10 protein-coding genes are annotated in these 13,526 nt (G+C 44.0%); 4 read left to right on the forward strand and 6 right to left on the reverse strand.

Annotated elements, in window-relative coordinates:
- Window positions 1-3: 3 nt before the first annotated feature.
- Both L6I86_RS28715 and L6I86_RS28720 read right to left on the reverse strand, forming a co-directional pair.
- The gene (locus tag L6I86_RS28715) at window positions 4-1,176 is read right to left on the reverse strand and encodes a Ger(x)C family spore germination protein (protein WP_236291881.1); all 1,173 of its coding nucleotides are present in this window, start codon (window positions 1,174-1,176) and stop codon (window positions 4-6) included.
- Window positions 1,163-2,815 carry a spore germination protein gene (locus tag L6I86_RS28720; RefSeq protein WP_420851947.1) on the reverse strand — a complete coding sequence of 551 codons (1,653 nt, stop codon included), beginning with the start codon at window positions 2,813-2,815 and terminating at the stop codon, window positions 1,163-1,165. Before L6I86_RS28720 ends, L6I86_RS28715 begins: the two co-directional genes overlap by 14 nt.
- 220 nt (window positions 2,816-3,035) lie before the next feature.
- On the opposite strand from L6I86_RS28720, the gene cls reads away from it, so the two are divergent.
- Window positions 3,036-4,466 carry a cardiolipin synthase gene (cls, locus tag L6I86_RS28725; protein ID WP_236291883.1) on the forward strand — a complete coding sequence of 477 codons (1,431 nt, stop codon included), beginning with the start codon at window positions 3,036-3,038 and terminating at the stop codon, window positions 4,464-4,466.
- 24 nt (window positions 4,467-4,490) lie between these two features.
- Here the strand turns inward: cls and ligD are convergent, their stop codons facing one another.
- The 4 genes from ligD to L6I86_RS28745 all read right to left on the reverse strand — a co-directional run bounded on the left by ligD (window position 4,491) and on the right by L6I86_RS28745 (window position 9,244).
- Window positions 4,491-5,381 (reverse strand): non-homologous end-joining DNA ligase, encoded by an 891-nt coding sequence (gene ligD, locus L6I86_RS28730; protein WP_236291884.1) that lies wholly within the window; start codon window positions 5,379-5,381, stop codon window positions 4,491-4,493.
- 92 nt (window positions 5,382-5,473) lie between these two features.
- On the reverse strand, window positions 5,474-6,766 hold the full coding sequence (locus tag L6I86_RS28735; protein ID WP_276574908.1) for an arsenic transporter: 1,293 nt from the start codon (window positions 6,764-6,766) through the stop codon (window positions 5,474-5,476).
- A gap of 80 nt (window positions 6,767-6,846) precedes the next feature.
- Entirely contained in the window at window positions 6,847-8,127 is a 1,281-nt protein-coding gene (locus tag L6I86_RS28740; protein WP_236291885.1) for an ArsB/NhaD family transporter, read from the reverse strand.
- A 172-nt stretch (window positions 8,128-8,299) separates the two neighbouring features.
- Complete coding sequence (locus L6I86_RS28745) at window positions 8,300-9,244, reverse strand: ATP-dependent DNA ligase (protein WP_236291886.1); 945 nt, start codon at window positions 9,242-9,244, stop codon at window positions 8,300-8,302.
- Between the two features lie 181 nt (window positions 9,245-9,425).
- On the opposite strand from L6I86_RS28745, the gene L6I86_RS28750 reads away from it, so the two are divergent.
- Genes L6I86_RS28750 through L6I86_RS28760 form a run of 3 tightly spaced genes read left to right on the forward strand, consistent with a single transcriptional unit; the run spans window position 9,426 to window position 13,256 of the window.
- Entirely contained in the window at window positions 9,426-10,952 is a 1,527-nt protein-coding gene (locus L6I86_RS28750) for a spore germination protein (RefSeq protein ID WP_236291887.1), read from the forward strand.
- A 20-nt stretch (window positions 10,953-10,972) separates the two neighbouring features.
- Window positions 10,973-12,130, forward strand: coding sequence for a Ger(x)C family spore germination protein (locus L6I86_RS28755; RefSeq protein WP_236291888.1), 1,158 nt, complete (start codon window positions 10,973-10,975; stop codon window positions 12,128-12,130).
- 16 nt (window positions 12,131-12,146) lie between these two features.
- Window positions 12,147-13,256, forward strand: a complete 1,110-nt coding sequence (locus L6I86_RS28760) for a GerAB/ArcD/ProY family transporter (protein ID WP_236291889.1) — start codon at window positions 12,147-12,149, stop codon at window positions 13,254-13,256.
- The last annotated feature ends 270 nt before the right edge of the window (window positions 13,257-13,526 follow it).

A 13,526-nucleotide genomic window follows, 5' to 3' on the forward strand; every position in this document is an offset into this window, starting at 1 on the left:
CGTCTAGATCCCTCCTTTGGTCACGTTGCGGTTAATCACACCGGTATCAGGAATGGAAGCTTTCACGACAATATTAAACTCAGCTTCTTTAAAATATCGCTCCCAATCCTTCTTGAATTGTTCGTTCCACTTCTGAGGATGTGTTCGCCAAACAATGAGGCCAAGTTGAGCGGAATCCGTGCCTTCCTTTTGCATTTGTTTAATCGTTGCGAGCACAGATAATTTGATTTGCTCTGCGAACTTTGTTTCTACGTTATGAAGGATATTGGAATTGTACAAATCCTCATCAGTGAGGTCTTCTCTCACAGCACCACGAGCATCTATGATGATGTCGAACATGACTTTGTCTTCCAGGAGTTTAGGTGTAATCTCTGTCTTGCCGCCAGCAATGGAGATGGAAATATTTTTGCCTTCCTCCAAGGGGAATGTGAGCTGTTGCTCTTTTACTTGATTTCGAAGCCACAAGAGCCCAGATGCTTCTTTCTTCTTATAAATGCCTACCATCTTATCCCCTTTGAACTGCCCATAACCAACGAATTGGATTTCATGGGAAGGCTCTTTAGAGACTTGTCCTTCTCGAGGTTCCATATAACTCATAATGGGATCACTGTTAAAGCTTAAGGACATGCCAACATCCTTCATTGTTGTTGGCATGGAATTGCGAGACTTTGCTAATTCACGAATGACTTCAGCAGGAAAGCGCTCGAACTTCGGTTCCGTATTGAGGAGGTCATACCCTTTACCTTTGGTTACGATGAGGTAGCTTGTCATCCGATTCTCCGATGAACGCGGAAGAACATCAAACAAGGAATTGATGCCAGCTTCCGCCAGCTTCTCACCAATGACGATTGTTCTGCGGTGTGAGAGAAAGATGCGTCTGGCCATACGCGTTTGAAGCTTACTGACTGCATCGCGGAAAGTGATCCCGACTTCGGAATCAATGTAATAGCTTTTCCCACCAGCCGTGCCGCCACCCCCACCGCTAGCTCCACCCATGGAACCGGGAAGAGGGAACATATAAGTGACACGATATCTGCCATCATCCTCTAAATCAGCCGATGAAGTAAGGACGAATGCGACGTCATTGGTCTCCGTACGATCCCAACAACCAGTAAGAAGAGTCGTGGATAGTAGTATAGTTGCCACTAGGCTAACACGCTGTTTAGGATGAATCATTGGACTGTTCCTCCTTATTGGCTTTGTGTATGTGGTCGATACTGCTGCCGTCTAAACCTCCTGCTTTCTTGATTTGCTTCGCAAGGGCATCGTCTTGACTGGTGTTATCTTGAATAGCCATAAACTCCGGACGCTTCCTCAATTGCCACCATGGTGCACGGACTAGGACATCCTTCATATCCGTAGCAGATAAGGGGCCAACAGGAGACAGATAAGGAACTCCGAAGGAACGAAGATTCGCCATGTGCCCTATTAGAATCATCAAAGAGAAAAAAATACCAAAAAATCCAAATACGGATGCGGCAATGAGAATGGGAAAACGAAGCATCCGAATGGCAATTGCCCCATTAAATCGCGGAATGGTGAAGGAAGCAATACCTGTAATCGAGACGACAATAACCATAGGTGCGGATACGATTCCTGCTTGGACAGCAGCTTGTCCAACGACGAGTGCCCCCAAGATGGATACGGCAGAGCCGACCGCCTTAGGAAGTCGGATGCCAGCTTCGCGCAAGGCTTCAAAGGTGATTTCCATGATGAAGGCTTCAACGACCGCGGGGAACGGGATCGCCTCACGGGAGGCAGCTACGCTGAGCATCAATGTTGTTGGTAGTAGTGCTTGATGGTACGTTGTTATTGCAACGTAGAGAGCGGGTGTCGTCAACGACAGAAACATAAAGATATAACGAAGCATACGCAAGAGCGTGCTGATCTGGAAGCGTTCATAATAGTCTTCGCTCGTTTGCATAATTTGAATGAATACAAAGGGAACGATGAGAGCGAAGGGGGTGCCGTCTGTGAGAATCGCAACTCTCCCCTGAAGCAAAGCGGATGCGACCACGTCAGGGCGCTCTGTATATTGCATTTGCGGGAACGGCGAATAGGCGTCGTCTTGGATGAGTTCTTCAATCATACCTGATTCCATAATGGCATCAATTTTGATTAGCTCTAGTCGTTTGACGACCTCCTCAATTAAAGAAGGCATAGCTAAGTTATCCAAATAGCAGACAACAAGATTGGTATTGCTCTCTTTGCCTACACACATGGATTTCATTTTAAGTCGAGGTGTCTTGAGCTTGCGGCGAATCATTGAAGTGTTCGTACGTATACTCTCTACGAAGCCCTCTTTCGGTCCACGCACGACCGTTTCTGTCTCTGGTTCGCCAACAGATCGTTTCTCTGTCCCACGGATCCCGAGTAGAATGGCTTTCGCGTTCCCCTCAACGAGCAGCGCAGCATCACCGCCAAGAACAGAGGTCAGCAAGTCTCCATAGTTATCGGAAATCTGCGTTTGTGACACCGGCAGAATGACATTAGCAATTCGCTCAATGGAGGTTTCACCGCCTCCGATCAGCATGAGTGATTTCATCGTATCGTTCAGAAGCTGTGTATTGGTTAGGCCATCAACGAAAAGAAGCAGGGCTGGGATATGAGGATCAATCTCAAATTCTCTGACAACGACATCGGAGCATTCCTGAAACATGTCTTTAATAAATTTATGATTCTCATCGAGTAGTAGCGAGAGTTTAGTCTGTTTAAGATCCTCAATAAACGGAATATCGAGAGCTTGATCCAAATCAGAAGGAGGGTTACCTTCACTGGAAGGTGTCGTTTTACGACTTTGCAGGATGCTTTTCATCAAATATTTAGGTGTTTTGGCCAAGCGAGAGGCACCTCCTGCCACGATCAAGTTGAAGAAATTAGAATGCGTAGATTATGTTCTGCGAAACAGCAGGATTTTATTACGAAAGTTGGAAAATTTTATTTGTAGAAGTTTTGTTGGAAAGTAAAGGTATAGCACCGAAGGCCTTGGCAAAAGCTATCTTAGCATGCAGATGTAGGGATAGGAGCTGGTGTTGTTGGTATGGATCACTTTATTACTGTTGTTATTTATTTTTCAGGCAGCTACGATTTTAATTTGTGAGTATAAAAGGCCTGCCAAGTCAATAGCATGGCTGAGCATTTTGTTTATTTTTCCAATTATTGGATTTTTTATGTATTATTTCATTGCAAGGGATTACGCACGGCGGAAGAAAGTTCATGCGAATAACAGTGATAATGCGAATAATTCAACACTCCAGAGCGTTCTGTACAATGACAGCATAGACGCGAAGAAAGGCGAAGACAGCAGCTTCTTGCTAGGTGAAGAGCGACTGCGAGATTGGCTGCGTCAGGTGCCTCATTCACCGATTACAGGAATGAACCGGGTTGACGTACTGACGAATGCCGACGTGACATACGAAGCGATGCTTGAGGCGATAGGGAAGGCCCAAGATCATATTCACTTCGAATTTTATACGATACGCGATGATGCAATTGGCAGGAGATTTCAAGATGCATTGATAGCGAAAGCTAAGGCTGGGGTAGCAGTAAGGGTTATTTACGATGGTGTTGGGAGTCACGCGCTTTCTAAGGCTTACATTACTTCATTGAAGCGGGCGGGTATTGCTGTTGAACCTTTCCTAAAGCCATTGATTGCTTTCTTTGAAAAACGGTTGAATTATCGGAACCATCGCAAAATTGTGGTTGTCGATGGCTTGGTTGGTTTCGTTGGAGGCATTAATATCGGGAATGAGTATGTTGGTGGGAATCCTAAGCTGGGTTTCTGGCGAGATACGCACGTCATGCTGCATGGGGACGCGGTATATGATTTACAACGCACCTTTCTGAAGGACTGGTTTTTCGTTAGTGGAGAAAGCTTGGGGGAAAAGCGTTATTATCCAGCTCATTCTGAACAGGAGCCTTCGTTCGTTCAAGTCATTTCTAGTGGTCCTGATGCCAGATGGGACGCCATTCAGGAAATGTATTTTGCAGGATTGATAGCAGCGAAGAAGCGGATTTGGATTACAACGCCTTATTTCATTCCCGATCCCAGCATCACGATGGCTCTCAAATCTGCTGCAATCAGTGGTGTGGATGTACGTATCATTCTTCCATTCAAAGCCGATTCTGCTATTGTTCAATATGCATCAAAGTCCTACCTAAAGGAATTATTGCAGGTAGGTGTTCGATTCTATTTGTATCGAAAGGGGTTTATTCATGCCAAAGTGATAATCGTGGATGAGATCATGTCGACGGTGGGTACGGCCAACGTCGATATGCGCAGCTTTTTCAGTAACTTCGAATTGAATGCGGTGATGTTTGATAGGCATGTAATTTCCCGTTTGGAGAGTGATTTCTTGATGGATTTGGAGGATTGTACGGAAGTTACACTAACTGAATTTGAGCTGAGGTCGCCTGGCGAAAAAAGAAAAGAAAGAATTGCGAGATTGTTATCCCCTTTATTTTGAAAAAAAGAGTAGTTCTAATTAGAACTACTCTTTTAATTTAGCTAAAATAGCATTCAAATTTTGAGGTGGAACACGATCGATGAGATCCCCGTACGTTCGTAATCGATTCATGATGGTTAGTTGATTGAACTCGCTAATGCTTGGACGAAGCTCTACTTCTTTCCAAAGCAAAGGAGTTGAGATCGTTGCGTCCTTTCTGGCACGCGGCGTATAGGGAGCAGATAGTGTTTTTCCATACCAATGCTGGAGGTAGTCGATATAAATCTTATCACCGCGATTTTTCTTGAAGCGCTCGATGGTAAACAGCTTCGGGTACATGTTAACGGTGTAGGTTGCGATGAAATGTCCAACTCTTCGGAGCTCTTCGAACGTATAGCCAGGTTGAATTGGAATGTAAATTTGTACGCCAGTTGCGCCAGATGTTTTGGGAACCGACTGAATACGCAGTGAATCGAGCACTTCACCAATGATAAGAGCAGCCTCCATGATACGAGGTTCTTCCTCCAAAGTTGGATCGATATCAATCAGCCATTCTGCAGGATTCGTCTTCCCGATGTAATGGAAGGAAGGATGGAATTCCAAACAAGTCAGATTCCCGAGCCAAATGAGCGTAGACAAGGAGTCCAAATTGACATAGTTAATGCCATCTAGCGGGGCTAGCTTAACGAAGCTAGGCACAGGATCGGGGGCATTTTTCTGATAAAAAGACTTATCATCATACCCATGTGGAAATCGAATCGTCGTTAGATGGCGATTACGGCAGTAACGTAGGAGGTAGGGTGAAAGTTCACTTAATGTCGTCAAATAATCCGCTTTGGTGATGCCCAAATCAGGCCATAGCGGCTTATTCGGATTTGTGATCGTCAACTCATTGCCCTCCACGAGAAGCTTAGCTTTCTCTGCTTTGAACGCCATAGGCTTGGAATCGCTCCTTCTAAGCTTTTATTCACAATTATTTCCTAGGCGAGTGGTTCTCAAACGGAGTCATACAAAAGCAGGGCTACAAATTAGGCGATAACCTGCAACCAGAGGTACAAACCGATTAGTGTGATGAGTAAGGTAGGGATCGTCAGAATTACGCCAGCTTTCATATAACCGCCCCACGTAATTTTAACTCCTTTTTTGGCAAGCACATGAAGCCAAATCAGGGTGGCTAGTGAGCCGATAGGCGTCATTTTGGGCCCCAGATCGGTCCCGATGACATTGGCATAAATCAAGGCTTCTCGGAGCATACCCTCGGTTTGAGTGCCTTGAATGGCTAAAGCATCAATCAGCACAGTCGGCAAATTGTTCATGATCGAGGAAAGGAACGCGGCAAGGAAGCCCATACCTATCGTGGCAACAAAGAGCCCTTCACCAGAAATGATATCGATAAGTTCTCCAAGCGCATCCGTAAGTCCGACATTCTTAAGCCCATAGACGACCACATACATTCCGATGGAGAAGATGACGACTGCCCATGGAGCTTCTCTCAAAATCTTTCTCGTATTCACCGCGTCGCTCGTTCTTGCAATGAGGAGGAAGGCAATAGCGGCAGTTCCGACGAGTATAGAAACAGGCACTTGGATAAATCCACTGCAGATATAGGTAACTAATAAGATGCCGAGAATCCACCAAGACAAACGGAACAAATTCATATCCTTTATCGCTTCCGAAGGGCGTTTCAGCTCCGTGATATCATAGCTTTTAGGGATTTGTTTGCGGTAAAAAAGGTAGAGAACCAGCAAGCTTGCGCCTAACGAGAACAGACTGGTTACAAACATACGACTTGCATAGGTGACAAAATCGATTCCGAAAAAATCAGCAGAAAGAATATTTACCAAATTGCTGATGATGAATGGAAGTGACGTGGTGTCCGCGATAAAGCCGCTTGCCATAATAAAAGGGAGAATGGCGGCATCCGGCAATTTCATAGCTCTGACCATAGCCAATACGATAGGCGTAAGGATCAAGGCCGCACCATCGTTCGCAAAAAAGGCGGAAACCGCTGCCCCGAGCAGGATCACGTAGACGAACATGTGCATGCCATTTCCTTTGGCCAAACGGGCCATGTGGAGCGCGGACCATTCGAAGAAACCAATCCCATCCAAAATAATGGAGATCACAATAATGCCGACAAATGCGAGCGTCGCGTTCCACACGATGCCTGTAACTGTGGCAACATCTTGCAGTGAAACGACTTGGAAGGCGAGGGCAAGCAAAGCTCCTGCTGATGCTGACCAACCAATGCTTAAGCCTTTCGGCTGCCAAATGACGAAGGTGATTGTAAGTAAAAAGATGATAATAGCTAAATAAATCATGAGAGCCTCCAGATCGACTGTTAAATAAACGACGATGTAAATATCTCAAATTTCTCGACTCCTGTATAGATAAATATTAGTTACATGAAATATCTGACATACATATAAATGTTGGCTAACCCAACGGAGACTAGCATAATTGGAAAACCATATTTCATAAAAGCAATAAATTTGATGGGGTGTCCTTCTTTTGCAGCCATGCCGGCGACGATCAAGTTAGCACTTGCTCCTATAAGTGTTCCATTACCTCCAAGACAAGCGCCTAATGCCAGACTCCACCAAAGCGGTTCTAAATTCTCCACGCCCATCGAACCCATTTCCTGAATCATAGGAATCATAGTTGCCACAAAAGGGATATTGTCTAGAAATGCTGAGGCGATTGCACTGAGCCATAAGATTAACATCGACGTTGCAATAGGATTACCTCCCGTCAATTCTACGGCTCCAGCAGCTAATTTAGAAATTACGCCTGTTTCTACCAAGCCGGACACCAAGATGAAAAGTCCAACAAAGAAAAAAATCGTCGACCATTCAACTTTGTTGAAAGCTTTTTCCATCGAATGTTCCTCAGTCAGTAGCAGTAACAGAAATGCCCCTGCTAAGGCTACTGTCGCGGATTCAAGGTGTAGCAGCTGGTGAAGAAAGAACCCGATAATGGTAAGTGCTAGAATGGAAAGACTTTTGGTTAGCAGTTTACGGTCTGTAATTACTTTTTTTTCGTCAATTTGCATCATACTCATCTTTAGCTCTGGTGTAGTTTGTATGTGCTTGCGGAAAATGATAACGAAGATCGGAATTGTGACCGCCATGATGATGACGACAACAGGTGCAAGATTAGTTATAAAGGCCATGAAAGTTAACTCTTTAACAGCACTTCCAATCATAATGTTGGGTGGGTCCCCGATCAGCGTTGCAGTACCGCCGATATTAGATGCCAAAATTTGTGTAATGAGGTAGGGTACGGGATTAACGCGCAATTGGCGCGTGATGCTGAAGGTAACAGGTACCATGAGCAATACGGTTGTCACATTATCAAGAAAAGCAGAACCAATAGCTGTAAGAAGTACGAGTGATATCAGAATTCTGACAGGATCACCCTTTGCTTTCTTTGCAGCTAATAATGCGATATACGTAAATAATCCTGTTTCTGCCGTAATACTTACAATAATCATCATGCCAATTAAGAGTCCCAGGGTATTGAAATCAATATGATGCAAAGCGGAACCTTGATCAACAACGCCAAGAACGACCATTAGGACACCGCCGATCATTGCTACGATAGTGCGATGTATTTTTTCGGTGATGATCATGCCATACGTAAGTGAAAAAATGCCGATTGCCAAGATTGCTTGCTGTTCCATAGTTCTAGATCCTCCTGAATGTCGATATTTGTTTGTTTTTTTGCATAAAAAAAGAGCCCTACCAAGGACTCCTTATGTCGAAAAGAACATAAGGAGCCCTTGGTGACAGGCTCCTCCATAACGCAACCAATATAAGATTAGTATCAAGTATAACCGATTTGCATCAACAAAACTAATTTTGATTGAAGTTACACAAGCTTACATCCATTTTCATGAAAGATTGTATGCTCGGGTGTCTCAATGTTTTGTTGTTTGTCCATTCCATGAAGCTAACTTTCACAACGAGTTGTGGGGTTATCCATACCGCTTCTTTCGATCTTTCAGGTTGGTTGATGAAGGGACGCTCTTGCGTTGTCATGCTTTGAACCAGATCGGTGACATGTTGCCAGTCTTTCACAGTAAGTTTGCCAGTACCCGCGTGGCCAATATACCATAACTGTCCCTGATCATCATATAAGCCTAATAAAAGGGAATTCACAATGTTACCTCTATAGGTAACACCGCTTACGACGGCATAGAGATCCTTGAAAATTTTTTTCTTCAGCCATCGCTTATCCTTACCATTAATGACATAACTGCTTGTCAGGTCCTTAATCACAATACCTTCTAATTCATGCTGCTCCACAATGGCAAATAGTGCTTTCATATCATCATGATTGGTGACGGGTTGGACTAGGTGGTTCGGCTTTATGATGGATGCTAACCTATTTTGTCTTTCTTTCAGGCTCAAATGCAGTAACCAATCTCCGTTTAAATAGAGGATATCGAAGACCATGTATGTGATGGAGACTTGCTGCATGGCTCGAGTCACCGTGCTGGATTTCCTAGCGCTGTCACGTTTCATGATTTCGTAAAATGAAGGTTTGCCATCGGATAGTGCGATAATCTCTCCATCCAAAATGACCGATTTTGCTGAACAGAACGCCTGGGGATTCGTTAATTCCGGGTATTGCAGGGTTCGATCATTGGCTCTGCGATTGATTAATTTGGTCGTACTTCCATCGAAGTACAGCAGCATTCTTACCCCATCCCACTTGATTTGACTCGTAAAATGAGTACCTGCTGGCCATTCGTTTGTGCTAACTGGCTCAAATGGGAGGATTGGTTTAAAATCCAACGGTCATAACCCCTTTACATTGTCGTTATCCTATCATTCTTGACCAATAAAGGTTCTTTCAAGCAAGATACGATGGCTGGTTTGTTAAAATACCCCTGCTTTGGTAACAACTGAATAGCCGTGTGATTTTGAGAGCATAACAATACCTAAATGAATGTGAGTAGTAGAGGGGGAGCTTTGAATGTATCAACCGTTTCCTGAGGATCCCAGTATAGATAAGGAAGTATTCCATACCCTGGTGTCGACTGACCTTTCCTCGAATATCCTTCATTTACAAACTATATTTACAGCTTGTGATGATGTTGTTTTCTCATCAATACATCTAGCGAGTGACCTACAAGCATCCGTCCTATATTTACGGGGAATGGTGAATGTAGAGCTTCTTGATGGTTATGTCCTTGAACCGCTTAAGAAAGCTAGCGCGGGAACAGTGGAATCCATGGACAAGATGATGAGTTGCATTTCAGTGTCAGATTTTAAAGAATTGCGCATAATTGGTGAAGTTATCAATGAAGTGCTTGGAGGTAAGGCTGTACTACTGTTAGACACGATCGAAGGGGCGTTATCCATTGAGTTATCTCAATCTGAAGGTAGGGCAGTAGAAGAGCCGTTAGCCGAGTCTGTCGTCCGTGGTCCACGTGAGGGCTTTGTAGAATCTTTAATAGTGAATACATCTTTAATTCGAAAAAGGTTAAAGACCCCCGCGTTGAAATTCGTTTCCTTCACACTTGGCAATTATTCGAAAACAAATATCACAATGGCCTACATCCAGGGGATTGCCAAACCAGAAATCATTATTAAAGTTTCAGAGCGAATCTCCCAAATTAAGCTGGATGGGGTACTGGAGAGCGGTTACATCGAAGAAATGATCGAGAACAATATCTATTCACCTTTTCCCCAATTACAAACAACGGAACGCCCGGATGTGGCCGTATCAAGTCTGTTAGAAGGTCGCGTTGTCATCATTACGGATAATACGCCAATTGCTCTCATTGCTCCAGCTACTTTTTGGTCCCTCATGCAGTCTCCTGAAGACTATTATCAGCGTTTCCTAATTGGTAGCCTCATTCGGTGGCTTCGGTATACTTTTTTCCTAATTGCCATGCTGGCTCCGGCGATCTATGTGGCTGTGTTAACGTTCCATCATGAAATGGTGCCTACAACACTGTTGCTTCGTGTTGCTAAATCTCGGGAGGAAATCCCTTTCCCTGCCTTGGTCGAAGCGTTGATTATGGAAGTTACCTTCGAAGCTCTGCGTGAAGCGGGTGTTCGTCTCCCAAGGCAAGTTGGTTCTGCTGTCAGTATCGTTGGCGCACTCGTCATTGGACAAGCGGCTATCCAAGCAGGCTTAGTATCTGCTCCTATGGTTATGGTCGTAGCCATTACGGGTATTTCCTCGTTTATGATGCCGCAATACTCGGCGGGTATTTCCCTGCGAATGCTTCGTTTTCCAATTATGATTCTATCCGGCATTTTAGGCTTGTTTGGTCTCGTTCTTGGGTTGCTGTTAATCATAAGTCATCTCTGTATTCTTCGTTCTTTTGGTGTACCTTACTTGGCTCCCTTTGCCCCGATTTATCCCAAAGGAATCAAAGATGTTTTGTTTCGTGCTCCCATTAGCAAAATGAATACACGTCCTGCTTTTTATGCTGATAAAGATAATTTGAAAAGACAGCCTGAGCATTCGAATAAACGGAATAAGAATTAAGTGGTTAGGAGGGGCTTGCTATGAGGTTATACGTATCCGTTCCTGTCATAATACTGTGCGTCCTGCTCTTAACGGGTTGTTGGGATCGTGTAGAGGTGAACGATATGGCTTTTATCATAGCCGCTGGAGTCGACAAGCTCACGGAAGATGAAATTGAAGTGACCGTTCAAGTCTTCATACCCAATCCGGCTGCTTCTTCGGGAGAAGGAGGTACAGGTCAAGGTAATGTGTACACGGTATCGAGCAAAGGGAACTCCATGCCAGATGCGCTATCGGAATTGCAAAAGAAGTTTCCTCGCTATTTCTCATGGGGACATGCCAAAGCGTATTTTTTTGGAGAAGAACTGGCCCGAACCGGGATGTTTGACAACTTCGATTTCTTATTCAGGGATATTCAACCGCGGGAACAGGCTAATTTCTTCGTGTGCAGAGGAACAGCCAAGGAACTGTTAGAAGCGCAAAATGATCCTAATACCTATGAAACCTTAATTAAACTTTCGCAAAAGCCATTGATTCAATCGGCTACCATGCATGATATTGAGGAAGTGTTAAGTGGAGAATCGGGGGCATTCTTACTGCCAGTTGCGAATAAAAGCAAATTGACATCGAATCAATCTAAGAAGACTATTCTGACCGTAGAAGGACTGTCGGTGATTAAAGAAGGGAAACTAGCCTGTTTTCTGACGCAAGAAGAACAAATGGGGATTCGTTTGTTTATTCATGAAAATCTTGGTCGGAATATTACGCTCACCGAAGAGGAAGCGGGTGGGAAAGTGGTGATCAAAATCATTACCACGCATCTCCATCTCCATCCTTCGATTGAGAACGGTATTTGGAAGATGACCGTGGAATTGGAACTAGAGGCGGATGTCGTTCAAAATTCTACCCATATCATCCTCGCCGACGGTACGGACACGATGAAAAAGTTAGAAGAACCCTTTGATAAGAAGATTAAGAAAATTTTGAGAGACACGTTGCAGCAATTACAAACAGATCAGAAAGCGGACGTTCTGGGATTTGCCCGCGCATTTCACAAAAAATATCCTCAGGAATGGAAGCAAGCCAAGGGGAATTGGAACGTCATCTTTCCAACAATGGATGTTCAACTGGAAGTGAAAAGTATTATTAAAAGACCGGGGATATCAAATTTTCCTTTTACCAACATGCAATCGAGGTAGAGAATAGGGGTAGTCAATGAGCGACATGGCGTTATCGAACCGGCAAATATTCTGGTTAATGGTTAGTACGCAAATTATTATGACCATACTTCTCACGATTGCTCCTGCTGCTCAAATCGCCAAGCAAGATGCGTGGATCTCGATCTTATTGGCGACAGGAATCGGGATACTCGTTGCCTATATATGTGGGAAGTTAAGTGTGATGTTTCCTGGTCTGACCGTAGTTGAATATAATCGCATTCTGTTAGGTAAATGGGTTGGCGGCTTAATTTCAGCCCTCTACATTCTTGTTTGGTTTGTTATCCTAACCGTGATTTTGAGACAATTTAGCTTATTTATTACGGGGACGATTATGCCTAAGACTCCCCTCTATGTGATTCAGGTGCCGATGCTTCTCGTCGTAGTGTATCCTACGGTACATGGCGTGGGCGTCTTGGCACGTATTTGTGAAATTACAGGGCCAATCATCTTACTCTGCGTGCTAGGCCCAATGTTTCTAGGCATCAATCAAATGAATTGGGATCGACTGCTTCCGATTTTTGGAGATAATGACATGATGACAGTAATGAATGGTGCGCTTCCAACAGCGGCTTTCTTAGGCGATTGCATCATGATCATGATGTTAATCGCTTTTGTGAGCAAGCGGAAGAACACTACTCGATATGCTATATGCGGTGTTATGCTCTCAGGCATACTTACTGTGCTATCGATGATCGTTAGCATCCTGATGTTCGGTCCGCATGTCTCTGCTGGTTATCCCTATCCCATGCTCATGATCGTACGCTCCATTTCCATTGGTGGCATTATTGAGAATCTAGACGCCATTGTTGTTACGATCTGGATGATGAGTATTTTCACCAAATTAGGGCTGTACTTATTTGTTGCTAGTTATGGAACGACACAGCTCTTGGGCTTGCGTAATTGGAAATTAGTCACATGGATTACCGCCATTGTTGTACTGCTCCTATCTTTCATCCCTGTGAACTATGAGGAGATTTCGGTTATCTTCCCACGGAAAATAGCTGTTTCGTACATTCTTCCAATTTTTATGGTTGCATTGCCTGTGATTCTGCTTATGCTGGCGCTTTTGAGGCGTAGGAAGTTGAAATTGGCTTCTCGGGGATGAGTTGTTTGGTGAGTGGAGAAAGTAGAAATTGATTGAAGTAACGATTGAAGATACTAGTTACGAATTAACTGGATTTTCTGATGTTAATTTCATCGAAAATACTAAATTTATGAACATGGCTGGATTTTATACAGCTAATTACGGGGATATGCAAGGGATTGATCCAAACAGCCAGAATTAACATCAGGAAATCCATCTAATTGAAAAATAGGGTGAATTTGAACGGAATTAACTGGAGTTTTTCCAGGTAACGCAACCCAACCCAACCCA

It is taken from the genome of Paenibacillus allorhizoplanae (genome assembly GCF_927798215.1).
Lineage (GTDB): Bacteria > Bacillota > Bacilli > Paenibacillales > NBRC-103111 > Paenibacillus_E > Paenibacillus_E allorhizoplanae.